The organism is Neorhizobium sp. T25_13 (genome assembly GCF_002968675.1).
GTDB lineage: Bacteria > Pseudomonadota > Alphaproteobacteria > Rhizobiales > Rhizobiaceae > Neorhizobium > Neorhizobium tomejilense.
The window spans coordinates 130,048-150,058 of record NZ_PVBI01000013.1; the positions used below are offsets into that span (position 1 = coordinate 130,048).

The 20,011-nt window shown below is 60.6% G+C and carries 20 protein-coding genes and 6 pseudogenes; 6 read left to right on the top strand and 20 right to left on the bottom strand.

Features of this window, described 5'->3' with window-relative positions:
- Nucleotides 1–125: 125 nt before the first annotated feature.
- The gene (locus C5J22_RS25080; RefSeq protein ID WP_105440445.1) at nt 126–722 is read right to left on the bottom strand and encodes a TetR/AcrR family transcriptional regulator; all 597 of its coding nucleotides are present in this window, start codon (nt 720–722) and stop codon (nt 126–128) included.
- A gap of 198 nt (nt 723–920) precedes the next feature.
- On the opposite strand from C5J22_RS25080, the gene C5J22_RS25085 reads away from it, so the two are divergent.
- Nucleotides 921–1,754, top strand: a complete 834-nt coding sequence (locus C5J22_RS25085) for a class I SAM-dependent methyltransferase (protein WP_172746772.1) — start codon at nt 921–923, stop codon at nt 1,752–1,754.
- 26 nt (nt 1,755–1,780) lie between these two features.
- Here the strand turns inward: C5J22_RS25085 and C5J22_RS31770 are convergent.
- From C5J22_RS31770 to C5J22_RS25115, 8 genes and pseudogenes are all read right to left on the bottom strand, one after another.
- Nucleotides 1,781–1,995 (bottom strand): annotated as a pseudogene (locus tag C5J22_RS31770) (MFS transporter); the annotation flags it as partial.
- 140 nt (nt 1,996–2,135) lie between these two features.
- Nucleotides 2,136–3,416 (bottom strand): hemolysin family protein, encoded by a 1,281-nt coding sequence (locus C5J22_RS25095; protein ID WP_105440447.1) that lies wholly within the window; start codon nt 3,414–3,416, stop codon nt 2,136–2,138.
- A gap of 455 nt (nt 3,417–3,871) precedes the next feature.
- A complete protein-coding gene (locus C5J22_RS32100; RefSeq protein ID WP_371412664.1) occupies nt 3,872–4,138 on the bottom strand; it encodes a DUF2076 family protein in 267 nt (88 codons plus the stop codon).
- Complete coding sequence (locus C5J22_RS32105; protein WP_371412665.1) at nt 4,089–4,448, bottom strand: DUF2076 domain-containing protein; 360 nt, start codon at nt 4,446–4,448, stop codon at nt 4,089–4,091. Before C5J22_RS32105 ends, C5J22_RS32100 begins: the two co-directional genes overlap by 50 nt.
- Before the next feature lie 28 nt (nt 4,449–4,476).
- Nucleotides 4,477–5,004, bottom strand: a pseudogene (locus tag C5J22_RS25105) (Bax inhibitor-1/YccA family protein); the annotation flags it as partial.
- Nucleotides 4,993–5,604 (bottom strand): annotated as a pseudogene (gene trkD, locus C5J22_RS31510) (potassium transporter Kup); the annotation flags it as partial. The pseudogenes trkD and C5J22_RS25105, both read right to left, overlap by 12 nt.
- Nucleotides 5,605–5,617: 13 nt before the next feature.
- Nucleotides 5,618–5,848, bottom strand: a pseudogene (locus tag C5J22_RS25110) (DUF982 domain-containing protein); the annotation flags it as partial.
- A 421-nt stretch (nt 5,849–6,269) separates the two neighbouring features.
- Nucleotides 6,270–6,533 (bottom strand): annotated as a pseudogene (locus C5J22_RS25115) (Zn-dependent hydrolase); the annotation flags it as partial.
- Here C5J22_RS25115 and C5J22_RS32110 point away from each other — a divergent pair.
- The gene (locus C5J22_RS32110) at nt 6,451–6,759 is read left to right on the top strand and encodes a LysR substrate-binding domain-containing protein (RefSeq protein WP_105440478.1); all 309 of its coding nucleotides are present in this window, start codon (nt 6,451–6,453) and stop codon (nt 6,757–6,759) included. The pseudogene C5J22_RS25115 and the gene C5J22_RS32110 sit on opposite strands and share 83 nt — an antisense overlap.
- A gap of 38 nt (nt 6,760–6,797) precedes the next feature.
- Here the strand turns inward: C5J22_RS32110 and C5J22_RS31355 are convergent, their stop codons facing one another.
- Together C5J22_RS31355 and C5J22_RS25125 are read right to left on the bottom strand one after the other, a co-directional pair.
- The gene (locus C5J22_RS31355) at nt 6,798–6,974 is read right to left on the bottom strand and encodes a hypothetical protein (protein ID WP_172746774.1); all 177 of its coding nucleotides are present in this window, start codon (nt 6,972–6,974) and stop codon (nt 6,798–6,800) included.
- Between the two features lie 172 nt (nt 6,975–7,146).
- Nucleotides 7,147–7,992: a LysR family transcriptional regulator gene (locus C5J22_RS25125; protein ID WP_245440525.1), complete on the bottom strand. Its 846-nt coding sequence runs from the start codon at nt 7,990–7,992 to the stop codon at nt 7,147–7,149.
- 145 nt (nt 7,993–8,137) lie between these two features.
- Between C5J22_RS25125 and C5J22_RS25130 the strand changes: the two genes are divergently transcribed.
- The gene (locus C5J22_RS25130) at nt 8,138–9,196 is read left to right on the top strand and encodes an alpha/beta fold hydrolase (RefSeq protein ID WP_105440449.1); all 1,059 of its coding nucleotides are present in this window, start codon (nt 8,138–8,140) and stop codon (nt 9,194–9,196) included.
- 228 nt (nt 9,197–9,424) lie between these two features.
- Here the strand turns inward: C5J22_RS25130 and C5J22_RS31775 are convergent, their stop codons facing one another.
- A complete protein-coding gene (locus C5J22_RS31775; protein ID WP_105440450.1) occupies nt 9,425–9,652 on the bottom strand; it encodes a DUF982 domain-containing protein in 228 nt (75 codons plus the stop codon).
- A gap of 237 nt (nt 9,653–9,889) precedes the next feature.
- The gene (locus C5J22_RS25140; protein WP_245440527.1) at nt 9,890–12,211 is read right to left on the bottom strand and encodes a xanthine dehydrogenase family protein molybdopterin-binding subunit; all 2,322 of its coding nucleotides are present in this window, start codon (nt 12,209–12,211) and stop codon (nt 9,890–9,892) included.
- 8 nt (nt 12,212–12,219) lie between these two features.
- Here C5J22_RS25140 and C5J22_RS31360 point away from each other — a divergent pair, with 8 nt between their 5' ends.
- Entirely contained in the window at nt 12,220–12,531 is a 312-nt protein-coding gene (locus tag C5J22_RS31360; RefSeq protein ID WP_172746775.1) for a hypothetical protein, read from the top strand.
- A 322-nt stretch (nt 12,532–12,853) separates the two neighbouring features.
- Here C5J22_RS31360 and C5J22_RS25150 read toward each other — a convergent pair whose 3' ends face one another.
- The 5 genes and pseudogenes from C5J22_RS25150 to C5J22_RS25170 form a co-directional block, all read right to left on the bottom strand.
- Nucleotides 12,854–13,840, bottom strand: coding sequence for a xanthine dehydrogenase family protein subunit M (locus C5J22_RS25150; RefSeq protein WP_105440451.1), 987 nt, complete (start codon nt 13,838–13,840; stop codon nt 12,854–12,856).
- 4 nt (nt 13,841–13,844) lie between these two features.
- Nucleotides 13,845–14,510: a 2Fe-2S iron-sulfur cluster-binding protein gene (locus tag C5J22_RS25155; RefSeq protein ID WP_105440452.1), complete on the bottom strand. Its 666-nt coding sequence runs from the start codon at nt 14,508–14,510 to the stop codon at nt 13,845–13,847.
- A 136-nt stretch (nt 14,511–14,646) separates the two neighbouring features.
- Entirely contained in the window at nt 14,647–15,531 is an 885-nt protein-coding gene (locus tag C5J22_RS25160; RefSeq protein ID WP_105440453.1) for a helix-turn-helix domain-containing protein, read from the bottom strand.
- 157 nt (nt 15,532–15,688) lie between these two features.
- Nucleotides 15,689–16,531, bottom strand: a pseudogene (locus tag C5J22_RS25165) (Tn3 family transposase); the annotation flags it as partial.
- Nucleotides 16,532–16,553: 22 nt separating this feature from the next.
- The gene (locus tag C5J22_RS25170) at nt 16,554–16,994 is read right to left on the bottom strand and encodes a hypothetical protein (protein WP_105440454.1); all 441 of its coding nucleotides are present in this window, start codon (nt 16,992–16,994) and stop codon (nt 16,554–16,556) included.
- A 247-nt stretch (nt 16,995–17,241) separates the two neighbouring features.
- On the opposite strand from C5J22_RS25170, the gene C5J22_RS25175 reads away from it, so the two are divergent.
- The gene (locus C5J22_RS25175; protein WP_371412666.1) at nt 17,242–17,730 is read left to right on the top strand and encodes a DUF1403 family protein; all 489 of its coding nucleotides are present in this window, start codon (nt 17,242–17,244) and stop codon (nt 17,728–17,730) included.
- Nucleotides 17,731–18,374: 644 nt separating this feature from the next.
- On the opposite strand, the gene C5J22_RS25185 is transcribed toward C5J22_RS25175, so the two are convergent.
- Nucleotides 18,375–18,734, bottom strand: coding sequence for a DUF982 domain-containing protein (locus tag C5J22_RS25185; protein ID WP_105440456.1), 360 nt, complete (start codon nt 18,732–18,734; stop codon nt 18,375–18,377).
- Nucleotides 18,735–18,765: 31 nt separating this feature from the next.
- Nucleotides 18,766–19,008 carry a DUF982 domain-containing protein gene (locus tag C5J22_RS25190; RefSeq protein ID WP_105440457.1) on the bottom strand — a complete coding sequence of 81 codons (243 nt, stop codon included), beginning with the start codon at nt 19,006–19,008 and terminating at the stop codon, nt 18,766–18,768.
- A 513-nt stretch (nt 19,009–19,521) separates the two neighbouring features.
- Between C5J22_RS25190 and C5J22_RS25195 the strand changes: the two genes are divergently transcribed.
- Nucleotides 19,522–19,938, top strand: a complete 417-nt coding sequence (locus C5J22_RS25195) for a hypothetical protein (protein ID WP_105440458.1) — start codon at nt 19,522–19,524, stop codon at nt 19,936–19,938.
- Nucleotides 19,939–20,011: the final 73 nt, after the last annotated feature.

Genomic DNA, 20,011 nt, shown 5'->3' on the forward strand with positions numbered 1-20,011 from the left:
CAATGGGAGAACTGAGTCTGGCGCATTTAAAACGCCGCCGGCTGCCGGCAATTCAGAAATCCTCGCGCCACTAGCGAAACCGAGCGCCCGCTTTGATGCCTTGGAGCGGCACACAAAAGATGACGCTAATCACTAGCATCAGCGGGCGCGTCTAGCGCGGTCTTCACCCCATTTAAAACCATTTGCTGGAACATTCTGTCGATTTCGGCGGGGGTGATGTCGGTATCGCGGTCAAGCCACCAGTGCATCACCTCAAGAAGCGCGCCGACGACGAAGCGCGTGGCGATCTCAAGCTCCGCGCGACTTTCGTGGTGGCCGGAGAGACCCGCCAGTTCCCGGCGAATCTGCTTGCTGATCCAGTCATGAATCTCTTCTGGCGTTTCGCGTTTCGTGCCGCCGATCAACGCACGATGCATCGCCCGCGTCGCGAGCGCGTGCTCAAACACCGAGCGACTGAAGGAGAAGCCCTGGGTGCTTGGCGGCAGACCACGGTTTGCATCCCTCGTCTGCAGGGGCTTCAGATGCTCGTCGATCGCGGCCTTCCTTAGGCAATCCTTGTCAGGATAGTGGGTGTAGAACGTCGAGCGCCCGACATTGGCTTGCCTGCAGATGTCCTCGACCGTGACAGCGGTATATCCCTTCTCGGTGGTCAATTTGACAAGCGCTTGCTGCAAGAGGCCGCGTGTGCGGGTAACACGACGATCGATTGATCCGACTGGCACGTGGGCATCCTTTTCCGGTCACGGGACGGTCGACCGTCCAGTAATGGGCGCATGTTCGCGTCGCGGCCAGTAAAACCGGTACTGGACACGGTGTCCAGTACCGTATGCTCCTGTCAATGGCTCAGGCAAAACCAGCGAACAGGAGGCGAAGCAATGCATCAACGACTTTTTGGAAGATTTCATCAGCGACGGACGCAAATGGCGGTCATCGCCATCAAAGTGGCGGTGGTGGGCGGCGCATTTCTCCTGTTCGGACAGGCGAACGCGCTCTTCTCCTTGAGTATTCCCGCCCTGATGCTTCACGCCGGCTTGCTCCTCGCAATCGCCATTCTGGCAATGTGGCCGAACGTTCACGGCCGGATTGCCGTGCCGGCTCAGGAATCGGCTTCTCCGGAGACGAAGGCGCCGCATATCGGCATCCTGCTACACTCTGCCGCCCGATATGACGCGTTGGCATGGCTTCTGACCGGCGGCCGCGAGCGTGTTTTCCGTGAAAGGATCCTGAGTTTCGCGAAGCTGAAGCCTGGAGACGCGGTCCTCGACGTCGGCTGCGGTACCGGCACCATCGCGCTGCTTGCCAAACAAAAGGTTGGTCCGAACGGACGGGTCGAAGGGATCGATGCGTCTGGCGATATGGTCGCACGAGCCATAGCGAAGGCCGAGCAGGCAAAACTACCGATCACGTTTTCGACGGGAACTGCTCAGAACCTGCCTTACAAGGATAGGGAGTTCGACGTTGTCCTCAGCACCCTAATGTTTCATCACCTGCCAAAGCAAGGCCGCGAAGATTTTTGCCGGGAGGCGCTTCGTGTGCTGGGACCGAATGGTCGCCTAGTCATCATCGACTTTGTAAAACCGCCGCACCAAAGGAGTTTCTTTCGTTTCCACCGCCATGGCCACGTCGATCTCGACCGGGTCGCAATTAACCTCGAAGGGTCTGGGTTCAACATCGTCGAGCGTGGTGAGGTTGGGACCAAGGGGCTGTGTTACCTCGTTGCGCAGCCGGTCTCCAGCATGCCAAGTCCAGCGTAAATCGAAGGCGATTAACTTAACCTTCCTTAGATGGCTTGAGGTGGCCGGAACTGCCACAACAGCAGCGAGTCGTATGTGATTTCAGAGAAGAGCAGATCGGGAACGGCCACACTCGAAAGGACGCAGCGAAGAGAGCACCGGTGAGCGTGGGGCTTGCGGCTGCAGCAAGGCTTCGTGGCACGGATGTGAAGCTCGCCGCAGCAGCACGCTCGGCCTCCGACACGACCGCATGGGAAGAGCGATGCACGCCTGCTCGTCTGCAGCCGCTTCGGTGGCAGGCGGCCGCGTGTTCCACTCATCGTCGCTTACCTTATAGGCTAGGCGCCGCCTCGCGGATGGACCGGTTCCCTTCGTCTCGTCGCGATCAAACGTCGAACCGATTCAGTCTGCAGCCTTCTTGACCAGCAGCTTGTCGACGCGTCGGCCATCAAGATCAATCACCTCGAAGTGCCAGCCCTTTGACGTGAAGCTTTCTCCCAGGGAGGGGAGGCGTTTCAGTTCATCGATCACGAAGCCGGCGACCGTTTCGTAATCGGGCTCCCCAGTGACGACAAACCCCATCTCATCTGCGAATTCGTCGATTGGCATCCATCCGGCGACGAGGAAGGACCCGTCGTCGCGTTTCACGATCGCAGGCTCTTCGCTTTCACCTTCCTGGAAGACGCCGGTGATGGCCTCGAGAACATCCCCCGATGTGACGATGCCTTCGAAATGACCGTATTCGTCATAGACGAGGACCATGTGAGAAGGCGATTTACGCAGCGATTGAATGACATTCAGAGCACCGGTGCGGTCCGAGACGACAGGCGCCTCCCGCATGAGGCTCCGCACATCGAGGTTGGTTCCCTGCAGGAATGCATCGAGCGCGTCCTTTACGAAGAGCACCCCCAGGATCTCGTCCGAGGAACCGTTTCTCACAGGCAGACGCGACTTTTGGGAATTGCGCAGCTGCTCGCGGATTTCGGCCAAATCATCCTCTATATCGATGACTTCGACGTCGCGACGAGGCGTCATCAATCCGCGGGCGGCCCGATCAGCCAGACGCATGACGCCCGAAATCATCTCTGACTCCCCGGTCTCGATGACACCAGCAATGTGGGCTTCAGCGAGCACCGTGCGAATTTCCTCGTCGCTCATCCTCTCGTCCGTCTCGCCCTTCTGACCGAGCAGCGCGAGAACGGCCTTTCCTGATGCACTCAAAAGCCAGACCAGAGGCATGGCGATCTTGGACAGGAGCGCCATGGCTGGAGCGACCTTCGAAGCCACAGCCTCGGGGGCCCTGAGCGCAATCTGCTTCGGGACGAGCTCTCCGACAATGAGCGACAGATAGGTGATGGCCACGACGACCGACCCGACACCCAGACCATCAGCCATGGCTTCCGACAAGCCTTGAGCTTGAAGCCAGCCGGCAAGCCGCGCGCCGAGTGTAGCACCAGAAAACGCGCCTGACAGAACGCCAACCAGTGTGATGCCAATCTGCACCGTGGAGAGAAAGCGGCCGGGATCTTCGGCAAGGCGAATGGCGATCGCGGCACCCCGGTTGCCCTGATCGGCAAGAAGCTTTAGTCGGACCGGGCGGGAGGAGACGACGGCGAGTTCCGACATGGCAAGAACGCCGTTTATAACGGTTAGCAGGATGACGATGGAGATTTCGGTTAACACGAGAGGTCCATTGATTAGGTCGAGACGTTGCCAAGCAAAAATGCTTGCGTATCCGGGATGCCGATGAGCCGGCCGATCCCCACGTTTTCACTGTTTGAGAAGAAGCCTGGATTGCGAAAGCGTCGGCATCCACTCATATAAGTCACGACCATGCTGTCGCGCAACCGAGGTGCCACGCGGCGCCAGCAATCATCTCGGAGACGGCGGGATCGGCGTAATGTATGTCGAGGACCCGACGCCCTGGCATCGACGAGGCTGCCATGGATCGTCCGGCCTGGCCGCGCGGGGAGTGCCATGCCAGGGTGTTGTCCGCACCGGAACTGAGATAGCCTCGCTCGGCTCGCCCAGGCAGCGAGCTGAGAACATGATCCAGTCGTCTGTTCAGGTTCTCGATGAGCCGCCGGAGCTTGGGAGGATGGGACGCGCCCGGCGGCTCAACTCGAACGGTGACGAGATCAGATGTCCTCGTCGCCGCCGAAGTCCATCTCATCTGCCGGAACTTCGGCCTCCGGTGCGGCTGCCTCGGGTGCTGCGGCTTGCGCCTTGTCGGCGCCGAACATGCCGCCGATCGCATTGCCGAGGAGAACACCCCCGGCGACGCCCATGGCAGTCTGCGCTGCGCCGGCGAGGAAGCCGCCACCGCCGCGCCTCTGGGTCGGCATGCCGTTCGGGCTATACCCCTGGCTCTGCCCGCCCCACGGGGAACCGGGAGCCGCGCCCATCGAAGGACGGCTGTGGCGGTGCGGAACGCCGCGGAGGGGCGTTGTTGCCGAACATCGAGGAGAGGAAGCCTCCTCCGCGCGAACTCTGTGTTTCTTGAGCTTCAAGCTCTTCAATACGGCGCTGTGCCGCTTCGAGAGCCTGTTCCTGCACCACGATGGTCTGGGCCATATAGTAGGGCGCGCCGGGCTGTTGGCTGATCCGCTCCTGGATGAAGCGTTCAGATTCGGCATCGCGATGGCCGGCCTGGCGCTCGACATGGGCGAGCTTGGAGAACAGGCCGTCAATGGCCTGCTGGTCGTTGCGATCCATGAGATGTCTCCTTGGGTATGGACTGCTGTTACTCTTCGCGCTGCCCAGTGAAGTTCAGCAGCAGCTGGAAGATGTTGACGAAGTTCAGGTAAAGCGACAGAGCGCCAAATACGGCAAGCTTCTGCTGGGATTCCTGGTCGTAGTTGTCGGCGTACTGCTCCTTGATGTTCTGGGTGTCCCAGGCAGTCAGGCCGACGAAGACGACGATACCGATGACCGAGACGGCAAATTGCAACGCACTGGATCTGAGGAAGATGTTGACGATCGAGGCGATCATCACGCCGATCAGACCCATGATCATGAACGACCCGAACTTGGCGAGGTCACGCTTCGTCACATAGCCGTAAAGGCTGGTCGCGCCGAACATGGTGGCGGCGATGAAGAATGTCCGCGCGATGCTCGCTCCCGTGAACACCAGGAAAACCGATGCGAGGGACAGGCCCATGACCGCGCAAAAAGCCCAGAAAGTCATCTGCGCTGCGGACGCCGACATCGAATGCATCTTGAACGAGAAGAAGAAGACGAAAGCCAGCGGAGCCAGCATCACCACCCATTGCTCGCCGAGTTCGACGACGCGGTTGGGCGGAAGTTTGAAGTAGGCCGAAGGGTCGATCCCGAAGTCTGCGAGCGCGATGTAAAGCTTTTCCTGCCAACTAGGCAGTCCGATGTTGGGCGTCGCGATCAGGTTTCGCCGCCCGAGATAAAACGAAGTCTGCATGATCTCAAACTTGAAGCCCTTCTTCTTGCAGAGCGTGAGGGCCTTGGTGACGTTCGGCTCATCCATGAAGCCAAAGTTGATGTCGAGGCGAGTGAAATGCTTCGATAGCTTGGTCATCTCAACCCTCTCACCGGCAGGTACGTAAGGTTTGTCCTGGGTCCAGATCGTCAGGATTACGTTCTGTTCGTGGAGAACGTGGTTGTGCTTGAAGTTATGGAGAAGGACGCTCGGTGTCTTGTCAGGCACACTGGTCAGGAGGATGGCCGTTCCGGGGACTAAGACCGGAGCGCTGTTGGATTCCCTTTCAATCGAGCCTTCCAGTGACGTGATGAAAGTCTGTAGTGGAATATCGTTCTTGGCGATCTTTTCCCGCAGATATCTTGAACCTTTGGTCCAGGTCCACATGATCAGGATGATAACGCCTGCCAGCGCGAGGGGATACGAAAGCTTCTTGGGCGATGTCGGAAGGCGCGGAATTATCCACTGCGGCACGGCATTTGCGAACCGCCCGGCGCCAAAGTTCCCCGCGACGCGATGGCCATTCGTTCTCGAGAAAATCCAAGGCGTCGTAGGCATTGTGAAACGTATGCTCAAGACCTGATTGCAGACGCGTAGTCACCGGACGCTTGAATGGGCTATCTGGAATTTCCATGATAGCCTCCTTTCCTGCCCACGGGGGCATCCCAAGTCATCACTTTAAGGTTGACACCCCCGAGACTAGCCCCCAGCCGAAAGTCGGAGATCATGAGCAACGTCATCTGGACGCGATCTCGTCAGAGGACAACAGCCCTTAGTTCGACGGTGCAGGCGTTGTTGGTGCCGGAGTGGTCGGGCCGGTCCCGGTAGGGGGGGTGGACCCCGGCATCAGGAAAATTGCCGCAAGGACGATAATTATCACCACTGCCGCGCCGATGATCATGTTTCTGTTCGTCAAGGGGGCCTCCGATCCATTTCCAGCGATCAATAGATAGAGGATTATCGAGCGCTGTGGCGATAGTGTGGCTTACTGACTGATCAAGAATGTCGGTTGATTGGGATAGGACTGCCGATGAAAGAAGTCATAAGTGGGCGCGAACTCTAGCACGTCAGGGAGGCAATTCAGCAACAGCCTGGTCTTCCGGCGAGGTAAATTCGATCGGGTGGTGGATCACGCCGTCGCGGCTCTGCACCGTCAGAACCACGGCAGTGCAGACGTCGGAAACCGCGAGGGCATCATGACCACCGATCGTATCAAGGCGACGGGCGGTCTGGCCGAGACGCGCCGCAGCACTTTCGGCCAGCGCGATGAACCCCGGCGCGAAAGCTGCCGCCTTGCGGCGGTCGATCGAGCGGATCTCCGAGGTCACACCGGCCTTCAAGGCCAGCTCGCACGCTGAGCTTCAGGCCGCGCTTGCCGGACTGGGGATAGCGCTGCTGCCTTTGGCCCTCACGGCTGTCCACCTACGGTCAGGTGAGCTCAAGCAATTGCTGCCGGACTTCGGTATTGACCGCGGAGAGCTTCATGCCGTTCACGCCAGCAACCGCCATGTGCCGGCTTCTCTACGGGCCTTCCTTGATTTCGTCGTGGAGAAGTCCAGGGGCAGGCAGGATTGAGACAGAGGCAGGACGGATCTGCGCGGGTCCGTCCTGCCTTAAGGCATTCGGTATTGCAGGCGCTGCGTTGTCAGGGGCGGCACGGTCGCCGCTCCCGATACGGCTCCAGCACTCGAAGAGGCGATGCCCAGGCGATCGGCACGGCGCTTGCCGAAGAGATCGCCGTGCGGAACTGCATCGGCGAGCAAAGCCTTCTTTCCGATTACGGGTGTCATGCCGCTCGCCGGAGATCGCGCTGCATTTCGTGGCCTGCGATGCGCCGATGGGTGGAAGCGGCAAGGCGGGCTTCCGCCAGTCACCCGGCATTGGTCAACGCGCTGCGCAGGCGACCGGTCACCACGCCCACCGTCTGCCGCTATCCCCGCGGGGGACAATCTGAACGCTTTATCAGCTGCCCGGCGTTGCTTCGGCAGCAACAACAGCCAACACCTTCCAGACCTTGTCGATGACGGTGCGGCGCGGCCGGCGCCGGGCGATCGCCGAAAGAGGGAAGGCCGGCAACCTGCCATCGGCTATCGACGCATAACGTACGCCTTCGAACGAAAGCACCTGTGTCGATCGCGGCAGAAGTGCGGCCCCCAGGCCAGCCGAGACCAGCGACAGCATGGTGAGGGCCCGCGTAGCCTCCTGGACGATCCGCGGCTCCTGGCCAGCCGCGGCAAAAGCATCCAGGATCTGCGCATGTGTCGCCGGCCCCTGTTCCTTTGGAAAAAGCACAAGTCCGCGCGCCGCAAGCTCACCAAGGGTCACCCTATCCGGGCCGCCGTCCTTCGGCAGCACGGCGATCAGCTCCTCATCCGGAAACGTCAGGATATCGAGACGTTCGCCTGTGCCGAACGGCGGATGGGTAAAGCCGATATCCAGGTCGCCTTCCGAGATCGCGGCGAGTTGGTCATTGCTGCTGAGCTCGAACAGATGAGGCCGCACCCCCGGGAGTTCATCCCTCAACCGGCGCAGCAGCCGCGGCAGATGCCGGTAGAGTGCGGCCGAGACGAAACCGAGGCGGAGTTCACCCGCCTCGCCATCCGCTGCCTCGCGCGCCAGCGCCATGGCGGCGTCCGCATGCCGCAGTGCTGCGTGCGCATCGTCGAGAAAAACCCGGCCGGCATCGGAAAGAATTAGCCTTCGGTTGATGCGTAGGAAGAGCTTGATGGCGAGTTCCTTCTCCAGCCGGGCGATCGATTGGCTGAGCGGCGGTTGCGCCATGCCCAGCCGCCGGGCGGCGCGGCCCATATGCAGCTCTTCTGCAACGGCAAGGAAATGTCTGATGTGCCGGAGTTCCATATCGCGACAATATCAAAAAGCCTCATGCGCGTCATCGATTCCGGATCCGTCTCGTCCAAATATGGCTGTGAAATAAAACGGAAGGAATTCAGCCATGAACATCATGTTCTCATCTGCCGTGATCGTCACCCTTGCCCTTGCCGAGACCATCGGCACCGCCGCTTCGGCGGACATAGAGCGCACCGATCGCTTCGTCGAGCTTGCCGGCGGCGAGCGGCTGTTCATCCGGGAGGTAAAGCGCCCAGTGGAAGTACCCGGGAGATCAGCGGTACTGCTTGTGCATGGCGCGCGCGTTCCCGGGCTCGCCTCCTTCGACCTGCCGGTCGAGGGCGGATCGCTCGCTGCTGATCTCGCAGCGGAAGGCCACAAGATCTACATTCTCGACCTCAGGGGGTATGGCGCGTCGAGCCGGCCGCCGGGTATGGATGGGCCGCCGGAAGGCGGCGCGCCGCTTGCCCGCACGGCCGATGCCGTTGCCGATATCGGCGCCGCGGTGGATGCCATAGCCGGATGGAGTGGCGATGATCGGGTGTCGTTGGTCGGCTGGGCCACAGGCGGCCACTGGGTCGGCGCCTATGCGAGCGAAAACCCGGAAAAGGTCGAGCGTGCCGTTTTCTACAACACGCTCTACGGAGGGTCCGACGAGCATCCTGCACTGGGGCGCGGTTCACCGCTTGACGACAAGGAAAATCCTGGAACCTTCGATACGGCTACTTTCGGTGCCTACCGTCTGAACACCCGGGAGAGCCTGTTTACCACCTGGGACAAGAGCATTCCCGCCGCAGACAAGTCGCAGTGGCGAGACCCGTCGGTGGCCAAGGCCTATGGCGATGCCGCGCTCGCTTCGGACCCAACGACGTCGGCGCGCAATCCGCCGAGCTTTCGGGCTCCGAGCGGTGCAATGGCTGATAGTTTCGAACTCGCGCTCGATCGCCGGCAATGGGACGCGTCAGCGCTGTCCATGCCTGTGCTGGTGATCCGGTCCCAGTTGGATTTCTGGAGCAGGTCAGCAGATGCCGAAACCATCACCAGGGAAGCGCCCAATGCGCAACTTGTCACCATTCCGAATGCCACGCACTTCGTGCATCTCGACCGCGACAGAGCCGGACGGACGGCCTTCATGTCGGCGCTCCTGCGCTTCCTGAGGACGTGATGCTGCTTTCGATCGCAGAACTGCGCCAGACCGTCTGAAACTCTTACAGTGACCCCGGAGATGGTGCCTATGGTAGAATTTTGCCATGGCACATCTTTCTGGGGCAGATTGCGCGCAGCTGTTTCTCCTGCCGGAGGTGGGGATGATTACGTGAGACGACCTCGATGACCAACGGGTAGACAACGGCTACATCACGAACCTGAACTCCCAACGTCATCCGCCGTCGTATTAATGGAGAGTACCTTTCGCGACTTGCTCGACGGCTGACCTGGCTTCCTCTGGAGCCAATTCGCCATTCCGTGCCGCCTGGCAGGCTTCCCAAGCGCTACGCCCCTTCTGACTTGTTTGCTTTCGTTCATGCATGAGCCAGTTCATCGCCTCCTCGGCGGATGCTATAGAATACCGAATCCCGCGGTCATCGACTACCACCGGCATTCCCCAACGTGTGACGAGCATAACTCAGCTCCCTTTTAAACGTTCGCCTACGCTGCCAAATTCAGTTGCAGCAAGATCGTTCCCACATTTCTGACCTCAGAGATGCGGGATGCCATTGCGACCTCTCGCCGGTCCGCGGCTTCAGCCTCCGATTCCTGAATAGACGTCGTTATACGTTCGTTCCGAACCCTATTGATGCCACATGAGGTCACGGCAATTCGCGACCTGCGCGGTGATGGCGAGATCGATTTTCCGGCATCAAATGGAAGTCAACGGCAAGGCAGGCAGCACTTTGTCCAAGGTGATGGGAAATTCGCGTACCCGAATCCCGGTCGCATTGTAGACGGCGTTGGCTACGGCAGCGCCCGCACCGCAGACTCCGAGCTCGCCGAGGCCCTTTGCGCCGAGTGGGTTGGCCTTGTCGTCATGTTCTTCGAGGAACACGACCTCCATCGCTGTAACGTCGCCATTGACCGGGACGTGATACTCGGCAAGGTCGTGATTGACGAAGTTGCCGAAGCGCGGATCGAGCACGGTCTCTTCCATAAGCGCCGCGCCGATGCCCCAGGTCATGCCGCCGAGGATTTGCGAGCGCGCGGTCTTGGCGTTGAGGATGCGGCCTGCGGCCATTACAGCCAGCATGCGGCGCATACGGATCTCGCCGGTATCGCAATCGACTTCAACCTCGGCGAAATGGGCTCCATAGGAATGCTGGGAGTAGGCCTTGTATGACTCGGTGGTAGCGCCCGCGGCCACGGAGCCTTCGGCCTCGAACCCGTCGGGAGCGATCTTGCGGATGAGATCGATCAGGCTTGCCAACCTTTGGCCGACCGTGACCTCGCCGTCGGCAAACCGTGTCTCGGTGGCATTCGCTGTGTGCAAGGGCGAAGCTTCGCTCGTCCGCGCCGCCTCCAGGATCTGCCGCTTGAGGGCATTGCACGCGTTATGCAGTGCTGATCCCGCGCTGGCCGCACCCCAGGAGCCGCCGGAGCCGGCGGTGCGCGGGAAGCGGCTGTCGCCGAGCTCCATCGTGACCGACGCGATCGGCAGGCCGAGGTTCTCCGCGGCAATCTGGGTCAGGATCGTATAGGTGCCTGTGCCGATGTCGGTCATGTCGAGGCGAGCCGTCACCTGGCCGTCCCGGTCGATTGAGACCCGCGCCGTCGCCGCGCCGATGTAGTTCGGACGGATCGCAGCCGCCATGCCGTAGCCAATGAGCTTGCGGTCCTCCAGGACGCGGCCTGGTGTCGGGTCTCTGCGCTGCCAGCCGAAGCGACGCGCGCCTTCCTCCATGCAGGCGACGAGGTTGCGGGTGGAGAAGGGCACGCCGCGTTCGGGATCCTGCGCCGGTTCATTGCGAATCCTGAGTTCGATCGGATCGAGGCCGAGCCGCTCGGAGAGCTCATCCATGGCGCATTCGAAAGCCAGCATGCCGGGCGCTTCACCGGGCGAGCGCATCCACTCACCACGGTTGATATCCAGCGGAACCAGCCGGTGGCGAGTGATACGGTTCGGCGCCGCATAGAGCGAGCGGGTAAAGGCTGCCGTTTGCTCGCAGTACTCCTCGAAGCTGGATGTCGCGGACCATACGTCGTGTGCGATCCCGGCGAGCCGGCCGTCATTGTCCGCGCCAAGACGCACTTGCTGGATCATCTCCGCGCGGTGCCCGGTATTGGCGAACATCTGTTGTCGCGTAAGCGCGATCTTCACCGGACGCTGCAGGGCCTGCGCCGCGAGTGCGGCCAGTATCGTGTCGGCATGGGCGATCAACTTACTGCCAAAGCCTCCGCCGATGAAGGGGCTGACGATGCGTACGCGCTCCGGCGCAATGCCGAGCGTGCTGGCGACGCCCGCCCGGAAGTTCGCCAGGGTCTGCGCCGACGTGTAGATCGTCAACTCGTTGCCCGACCAAGCGGCGAGCGTCGCATGGGGCTCCATCGGATTATGATGTTCGAACGGTGTTCGGTAGGTTGTGTCGATTTTGACCGGAGCCGCCGCAAAAGCATTATCAAAGTCGCCGATCACGCTGTCGGTCTGTAGGCCGGCGTTGGTCCGTTTTGGTCTATAGGCGTTGGCGATACGCGTCCGGAAATCGTATCGACCCGGATCCTCCTCATAGCGTACTCCGATGAGGCCCGCCGCTGCACGTGCCGCCTCGAACGTCTCCGCGACAACTAGCGCGATTGGTTCGTCATGGTACCGCACCCGGTCGCTGTTGAGCGCTGGCCGGGCGCGCGTGAAGACCTCCGGCACGGTCGACGTGGCGGCCGGCCCGAAATCCGGCTGGGCCGGCGCATTGCGGTGCGTCATGACGTGGAGCACGCCCGGCGCCCGCTCGGCTTCGGCCGTGTCGATCTCGGCGATGCGGCCCTTGGCGACGGCGGCGCCGAGAATATAGCCATAGGCCATGCCGTCCAGCGTGTGCTCATAGGCGTAGGTGGCCCGCCCCGTCACCTTGAGCGGGCCGTCGACGCGGTCGATTGACCGGCCGATGAAGCCAGCATTGGGACGAGGCTTCACACTTGAATCGGTGGCGGAGCCGGTCGAATCGGCAGGCAGTCCAGGTTTGGTCTCGTTCATAAGTCACCTTGAGCTTTTTCATTTTGGCGTTCGAAGGCATGGAGGCTGCGACGATGCCTCATCCTCGCACCTTCATGTTCATCGCGCGGCGGCCGGGCTCATGCGGCGATCTCGCCGAAATACTCGCGAAACTCGACCAGCTTCCCTGTCGAGCCGGCTCGCATGAAGATCGCATGCAGGCCAGTGTACGGCGCGCCACCGATTGTCCCGCTGCCGCGATCGCAGACGATGACCCAGTCGGCGGCGAAGAGCTTGAGATCGACTGTCGATTCCGTGATCCTGTTTCCCTGCGCTTGATGCGCGGCGGTCCAGGCTGTTAGTGCCCGCTTGCCGTCGGGGGGGGGGCGTGCCGACCTCGTTGTTCGCCGATAGGGAATTGGAAGGTCATCGTCTCATCGCAACAATCGAGGAATGCCGTCCAATCGCCGGAAGCCCAGCCGGTAAAGAAGGCGTCGACGGCCGCCTCAAGCATGCGACGAGCTCCCGGATCAGATGTGGCGCCCCAAGCTGCGGCGGCAGAGACGAAAAGGGCGCCACTCGAGGCGGCAACGGCGCGTCGCGTAAGTTTCATGTCGATCTCCTGTTAGGCGCCTGCATCTGAGAACAGTCGTTCGGGGTCGTGGTCTCTGTCATCGCATCACCTCATGCACGTTCGACGGCGGCGGCGAGCGTGTGCCGCACGGTTCGTTTGGCCAGCGGGATCTTGAAATCATTGCCGCCATGACCGACCGCTCCGGCGAGTGCTGCCTCAGCCGCGTCGGTAATGGCGGCATCGGACGTCGCCGCTCCCGCAAGCCTTTGCTCGGCTGCCGTTGCACGCCAAGGCTTCGCTGCCACGCCGCCCAGGGTGATCCGGGCGTTTCGGATGCGATCGCCGCTTTTCTCGACGATCGCCGCCACCGAGACCAGCGCGAAGGCGTAGGAAGCTCGGTCGCGCACCTTGCGGTAGACCTGACGGCCGGGTGGCGGAGGCGGCAGGGTAACCGCAGCAATCATCTCGCCATGGTTGAGCACAGTCTCCACCTCGGGCATCGTGCCGGGCAATCGATGGAGATCGTCGATCGGGATCGTGCGCGTCTCGCTGCCGGACGATATGGTTTCGATCCTGGCATCCAGCCCGGACATGGCGACCGCCATGTCGGAGGGATGGACCGCGATGCAGGCTTCGCTCGCGCCGAGTACCGCGTGCATGCGATTGAAGCCCTGGAGCGCCGCGCAGCCCGAACCCGGCTCGCGCTTGTTGCAAGGCATGTTGCGGTCGTAGAAATAGGGGCAGCGCGTGCGCTGCAGGAGATTGCCGGCGGTCGAGGCCTTGTTGCGTATCTGGCCGGAAGCTCCCGCCAACAGCGCTTGTGTGAGCATTGGATAGCGTGACCTTACCCGCGGATCAGCCGCGAGATCGCTATTGCGGACCTGGGCACCGATCCGAAGCCCGCCTTCATCCGTTTCCTCGATCCGATCGAGCGGCAAGCGGCTGATATCGACGAGATGTGCCGGCCGCTCGATCTCGAGCTTCATCAGGTCGAGAAGGTTGGTGCCGCCGCTGATGAACCTGGCGTCCGGCCGAGTCGCAACCGAGGCGACCGCCTGCTCGGCGCTTTCCGCGCGTTGATAAGTGAAAGATCGCATTTGCTCACGCCTCCCTTGCCGCGTCGCGGATCGCGGCGACGATGTTCGGATAAGCGGCGCAACGGCAGATGTTGCCGCTCATCCGTTCACGGATCTCGGCGTCGGTGAGAGCGGTGGAAGCCGCTGCCATGTCGGCGCTCGCGTGGCTAGGCCAGCCTGCCTTGGCTTCGCTCAGCATGCCGACCGCGGAACAGATCTGGCCTGGCGTGCAGTAGCCGCACTGGAAACCATCGCGGGCGATGAAGGCGACCTGGACCGGGTTGAGCCGATCGCCCTCGGCAAGGCCCTCGATGGTGGTTATCTCGTCGCCTTGGTGCATTGCGGCAAGCGTCAGGCAGGAATTGATCCGGCGCCCATCAACAAGCACCGTGCATGCACCGCACTGGCCGTGGTCGCAGCCTTTCTTCGAGCCGGTGAGGCCGAGATGGTTGCGCAAGGCGTCGAGCAGCGTCGTGCGCGGGTCGAGCTCAACGGCAAAGTCCTTCGCGTTGATCCGCAAGGACATCGGCATGGTCGGCGTTGGTGTCGGTATTGGCGCCGGCGATGCGGTGGCGGTGTCCGCCTGCTCGGCGGCAACCGGCATCCCGGTTGCCAGGAACAAGCCAGTCGCGACTCCGCCTTGCAATACTGTTCGACGCGTCGGCCCTTTCCTGTGGTCTATTTCAGCCATGCATGATCTCCCAATCGCAATGAAGAACGTTGACGGCAACCGACCCGATAGCGTGCGCGTCTCGGGTGGTGCTATTCATCGATACTGGAGGTGGAGAGGCGTGCGGCGGCTTTCTTTCAGGAAATCGGCAGCAATGTCAGGATCCCGGAGAAAAATGCATCCGATAGACCCGAGGGGTCATGCCCCTCAGACGCCGAAATGTCGTTGTGAAGTGGCTCTGACTTGAAAAGCCGAGCCGAAAGGCAATCGTGCCGATCGGCAAACCTGTTTCGCGTAGCAGCGTCTCAGCTCGCCACACACGTTCCTCGATCACATAGGCATAGGGCGCAAGGCCGGTCGTCGCTTTGAAGCGGCGTGCGAAACTGTCGACGGCCATGTCTGCGACGGCTGCCAGTGCGCTCAGCGAAATGTCGGAATTCATGTGTGCATCGATATAGTCCCGAACGCGACCAAGCGCCCGACGGCTGAGGCAGCCGTGACCCTGAACCGAGTTGTGCTCCTTGTTCAGGGTCGCCACGCGGAAGCCAACAAGGGCGACCAGATGCTCGACATAGGCGGTGTCCGGCTTATGGCCGAGCGCCATCTCGTCGCGAAGCGAGCCCACGAGCGTGGCGATGACCGGGTCTTTCTTGTTCACCAGGATTGGCAAATCCCCCAAGCTTTCACATCCTGAAATCCTGGCGTCGGGATCGATCCATAGGGCCGAGTAGGTGAGGTCCACATTCCGGTAGAAGCCGAATCGCTCGGCACCCGCGGGCACGAAGGTGAGGGCCCCTGGGCGATCCTTTCCGTCGTACACGGATTTTGCCTCATGCCGGATAGACGTTTGAGACGTTCCGCCTTCCTCGGTCAGGACGACCAGATGATGAGGAGCTGTCCAGCGAAGTTCCGCCTCCCGGCACGCCCACCGCCGATTGTCGAAAACGATCGACGATCCGGCCCATGACGCCGTTTGCAGCGGCTCAGACCTCTCCTCCTGGCTCCGAATCCGTCCGTCACCAAGTAGCGGTTTGAATGACATTGCGGCATCTCGCTGGTTCATTGACGGAGCCGCACCGGCTTCATCTTGAGCATCGTGTGCCGTCCACCTCCGTCGCTGCGCATATGGGGCAAGCATCGGGCCTTGATAACCGCGCCGCGTTCAAGAATTCGTGAGACCGGCAAAATGGGGCCGGAACGCGCTTCAGCTTATGCGCTGCCTCGCCCTTATTGAGGCCGGCCTGACAGCGCCGCCGCAATGCCGGGCTTGAGTACCATTCGATTATGAAGAGCGACCTCTCGATACGGCCGAGTTCTCGCAGCGCCCTTGCGAGGTGGCTTTGCTTTGGAGATGCGGACAGCTTCTTCAGGATCTTAGACGGCACCCACGGACCGCGTCGTGATCGACGCCGCGAGATGGAGCAGATCGTCCCAATGGTCGAGAATGAGAGTGGTGTCGATCGGCGCTCCGATGTGGTTCGACAGGGCCGGATATGCATCGCCCCTCTCGAACGTGTGGAACTTCCGGTCTTTGAGATTGCGCAGTCGCGGTGCGAACCGCTTGCCGATCAGGGCGAACAACCCGAAGATGTGATCACTCGCACCGCCCGTGTCAGTAAAGTGTTCCTGGATGTCGAGCTCCGTGTCCTGATCGAATAGCCCATCGAGCACATAGGCCGCTTCGCTTTCTGTCGGACTGATGGGCAAAAAATGCTGAAGTAGCCGTACTGATCTGACAGATGGCTGTAGAATTTCGTCCCGGGTTCGCTGCCATAATGCAAATTAATGTCGCCGCGCTTTGCGGCTCGGTCGCTCGCGCGGAAGAATTGGCCATCTGACGAAGATGTCGTGCCGTTGCCCCACAGGCGGGAATGCGGATGTCGGGTGTGCGCATCGGTATTAGATGCTTGCGCGGCACGATAGGTCTCCGACCGAGCATGGAAGGTGCGCATCCAACCGATCTGGTGAGCGCTGATCCCCTTGGATGCGCTCGCCATTCTCTTCGGGCCGAGGTTGGTCGCATCCGCCAGTACGCCGGCGAGCGGCCGAAGCCGAGGAGCAGTATTACGCCATGATGGACGCACCAGCCATGGCCGCATAACTTAAACCAAATGGCCTCAGGCAAACCCGGTGCGGCTCAGTGACCGCGCCACCGGCACAGGCGGCGATATAGAGGCCGACGGTGTGCGGGTTGGGTGGCAGGATTTCCAGCCCTTGCCGCCGGCACCATCCGGAAAAATGCTTCCAGTCGGAGGCATATGCTTTGCGCGTATTGGCGGAACTGGCCGCCTCGACATAATTGCGCGCTTGGTCGGCAAGCTGCTCGAGGTGGGCGGGCAATGCGGCGCCCGCTTCCGGAAGAGGGGAGGGGAGGCCGCCCTGCTCGCTAAGGGTCACGGCCGACGTCCGCGGCTCGGAAATATCACCGTCGGCCCCTGTGCTGAGAGGCGGAGCAGAGCTCGCCTCGATGGAAATTTCGCTGTTTTGCTCGATAATTTGGCCCATTCTTCTATAATGACAGAAATGAACGATAATGGAAGTTTATCGTTCACTATTTCATGCCGACATGGCGTGCGGTTATGAGCGTATCTACTCTCTTAACCCGCACGCATGATTTAAACTCTGCCGCATGGGTTCGTTCGTTACGCCGTCACCGCTGACCCTGACCTGACCGCCGCGCCTGCCCGAATGGGCGATGATGCGCTGACGCGATCACACGGAAGCGGACGCCGCCTTCGCCGCCGGCATAGCATTGAAATCACCTGACGATCTCGTGCGTTCAGAGCCGGCCTGGGCTCACTGCTTGCGGTCCCGAAAGGCCCTGAAATGCGCCGCCGCCGTGCGCCTGATGGGTCCAACCGAAGACGAGACCGCACTCCGTGACGCTGTGCTGCTCGTCGCAGCGGGCGACGATCCCGGCCCTGCCGGCAGGGTGTTCTCGGTCGACAAAAGGCTGCCCGCACGAGGACCCGGGCTTTCATCGAAGCTGGTCGCCGAACTCGCCGATCTGCTGGGACTGGCCTGGGACGAGCGGCTGGCGACCGCCGTCGATCTTGCCGACGCGGCACGGCAGTCCGGCCGCCCGGATGCCGAAGTGATGGCCGACGTGCTGATCGCCGCGGCGCTGAAATGGTCCTTCCCTGCCTTTGCTGATGACCGAACGTTATGGACCGGCGTTCCGGACGATCGGGGGCAGGGGACGGGTAGCCCACCCTTTGTGGCCTCGGGACGTTTTGGCTGATGGTTAAATCCATCGCGCTTACGCGAGGTTGAACCAGATGCAACGCAATGGAAGGAATTGACGCATCTGGAGAAGGCTGTCGCGAAAGCGTGCTCGGTGGGCGACAACAACGTCGCCGGAGGAAATTCCCTTGCGACATCGCGGGAAGAGCCTTGCGCTGAGTGCTTCCGGATAAGGAGATCTGAGCCGCAACAACCGGAGATCAGAGGTGAGCAGCCGGAGCTTGACGGTCGTGGAGAGCATAGTGCACTCCAGGTTATAGAACCGTCGTCGGGATCCACGGGCGGCATTTGGCCCCTGTTGCCTCGATACGCAGGCAGTCAACCCCAAAGATTCCAAGACTTTCGTCTTTCACGCCCTCGGCATTCCCTAAGGGCGAAGCGCCTTCCCCTTTTCTCTTGTGGCACCCTGAAAAGCTACCTACGGAAATGTCTTGTCGCCCGACAGCATCATGAGCAACTGACGCTCCCCTCTTATTCCGTGTTGAAACAGATCGATCAGATCTCTTGCTATCCGGGTGGCTTTCGGGCTTCCCTTTTCGAAGCGCCGCCGCTCGCACAGTTGATCGAATACCTTTTGGAGCATGTCCAGATCTTCGGGATCAAGAATAGACGCTGACTGAGAATGATTCTGAAGCATCGTTCCTAGTCACTTGTAAAATCGAGAGCGTTTGAAAGGGAGCCCTCGAGAGAGACGGCCACGACGGGTGCCTTTTCGAGTAGTTCGAAAACGTCACGTTGTTCTGCAGAGTGTTCATGCCGGTGATCGACAAACGCACCGGCTTCGATCGCTGCAGCGACAAATGCCAATCGAGCGGCCTCTGGCTTTTCACGGCCAGCTCGCGCGGCATAGCAGGCGTCCATTGCTATGAGACGGAAATTTCCGGTCCTCACTGGCCATCGATCGAAAAGCGCGACCAGCGCTTCGTCAATTCCGCTCACAGAATGCACCAAATTGTCATCGGTCTGATAATAGACGCACGAGCCCCACAGCGCGGTCTCCATTTTTACCCCCTTGTCCAGATCTTGCTCCAGTTTATGGCGTGAGCTGTGCCTCCTTCAGAGCGAGACTGAAGCACGCTCTGGCGTCTTCGATCGACCCACGGCCATCCATGGCTGCGAGCACAGCCGTTTGAGCTTTCGCGAACTGCAAGCCCTTCACTGCGGGCCACCGCACATTCTGATTGGTTCGCGAAGCCATGAAATCATATGCTTCGAACGGGCCGTGAATGACGATCCCGCATATGAAAACCGGAGGATCCCAGATTATTGTTCTCATGAAATGCCCCTTCCCGGAATGGAAAGGTAGTCAGATTTTCTCGCGTGACAAAGCGGAAATGTGGAATCCGCCCGTTCAGTGGTTCAACGAGGGGACTGAAAAGCGATGTGGCCCGTCCGGAACCCCATGGAAATCAGGCGAAAATAAGGATCTCGGCTCACCCAATCACAATTACGTGTTTAAGTTTAGGATGAAAGTTCCGAAATATTCTTCAAATGATCAATAGTAAATATCTTATCTGGCGCATTAATGTTTATCTGTTTAAGAGCAATGTTCAAGCTGAACTAGCCGCAAAAGAAGATCATCCGCCTCGTCACGAGGCATATGACTGGCGGAAAGTGGCGAGCTTAATGCGTCAGACTCGGGCCGAACTCAGGCTACACTATTGTTGCTTAGAGGTGAGGCAAAAATGTTGAAGCCAGCCGCGGGATCAAGTTTTTGTGATCTCTGCCGAGGTTGCCTCGAAAAGCTATTTTTATATCATGCCGTGACACAGAGGTGAGGAGAACAGCTATGCAAGCTTTCGGAGGTGGTGGACGCTCTTCGTTTCGTCCGTCCAAAATCCTGTGGCTTTGGTCGCTGGTCGGCGCATCGGTACTGACGATGATCGTTGGCTTCACATGGGGAGGCTGGACGACATCGGCGAGCGTGCGAGAGATGAATATGGTCGCAGCGCGGGATGCACGAGCCGATCTGGTTGCCGACATATGTGTCCACGACTTCATAAGCGCGAGCGATGCCGGGAAAAACTTACAAGCCCTCAAGGCCACCTCGTCTTGGGAACGCGAGAATTTCATCAAGGAGGGCGGCTGGACAAAGGTCGCCGGGATCGAGGGGCCCGTTATCAATGCGGCGAATAACTGCGCGGAACAACTAATGGAAATGAAAGAGCTTCCGCAACAAGCCTCATCGGCAGTGACGGACAGCTAACCTTCGAGTGGATGTGATGAGATGTCCAGTCGAACAGGCCCGCCTGAAATGACTTCGGGCGGGCCTAACGGGG

What these genes read in the sequence shown, in the direction of transcription:
- C5J22_RS25085 (WP_172746772.1), top strand. Translation starts at nt 921, where the DNA reads ATGGCGGTCATCGCCATCAAAGTGGCGGTGGTGGGCGGCGCATTTCTC.
- C5J22_RS32100 (WP_371412664.1), bottom strand. Translation starts at nt 4,138, where the DNA reads ATGGGCGCGGCTCCCGGTTCCCCGTGGGGCGGGCAGAGCCAGGGGTAT.
- C5J22_RS32105 (WP_371412665.1), bottom strand. Translation starts at nt 4,448, where the DNA reads ATGGATCGCAACGACCAGCAGGCCATTGACGGCCTGTTCTCCAAGCTC.
- C5J22_RS32110 (WP_105440478.1), top strand. Translation starts at nt 6,451, where the DNA reads ATGAACCCCGGCGCGAAAGCTGCCGCCTTGCGGCGGTCGATCGAGCGG.
- C5J22_RS31355 (WP_172746774.1), bottom strand. Translation starts at nt 6,974, where the DNA reads ATGACACCCGTAATCGGAAAGAAGGCTTTGCTCGCCGATGCAGTTCCG.
- C5J22_RS25125 (WP_245440525.1), bottom strand. Translation starts at nt 7,992, where the DNA reads ATGGGCCGCGCCGCCCGGCGGCTGGGCATGGCGCAACCGCCGCTCAGC.
- C5J22_RS25130 (WP_105440449.1), top strand. Translation starts at nt 8,138, where the DNA reads ATGAACATCATGTTCTCATCTGCCGTGATCGTCACCCTTGCCCTTGCC.
- C5J22_RS31775 (WP_105440450.1), bottom strand. Translation starts at nt 9,652, where the DNA reads ATGCTCGTCACACGTTGGGGAATGCCGGTGGTAGTCGATGACCGCGGG.
- C5J22_RS25140 (WP_245440527.1), bottom strand. Translation starts at nt 12,211, where the DNA reads ATGAACGAGACCAAACCTGGACTGCCTGCCGATTCGACCGGCTCCGCC.
- C5J22_RS25150 (WP_105440451.1), bottom strand. Translation starts at nt 13,840, where the DNA reads ATGCGATCTTTCACTTATCAACGCGCGGAAAGCGCCGAGCAGGCGGTC.
- C5J22_RS25155 (WP_105440452.1), bottom strand. Translation starts at nt 14,510, where the DNA reads ATGGCTGAAATAGACCACAGGAAAGGGCCGACGCGTCGAACAGTATTG.
- C5J22_RS25160 (WP_105440453.1), bottom strand. Translation starts at nt 15,531, where the DNA reads ATGTCATTCAAACCGCTACTTGGTGACGGACGGATTCGGAGCCAGGAG.
- C5J22_RS25170 (WP_105440454.1), bottom strand. Translation starts at nt 16,994, where the DNA reads ATGGGCCAAATTATCGAGCAAAACAGCGAAATTTCCATCGAGGCGAGC.
- C5J22_RS25185 (WP_105440456.1), bottom strand. Translation starts at nt 18,734, where the DNA reads ATGGAGACCGCGCTGTGGGGCTCGTGCGTCTATTATCAGACCGATGAC.
- C5J22_RS25190 (WP_105440457.1), bottom strand. Translation starts at nt 19,008, where the DNA reads ATGAGAACAATAATCTGGGATCCTCCGGTTTTCATATGCGGGATCGTC.
- C5J22_RS25195 (WP_105440458.1), top strand. Translation starts at nt 19,522, where the DNA reads ATGCAAGCTTTCGGAGGTGGTGGACGCTCTTCGTTTCGTCCGTCCAAA.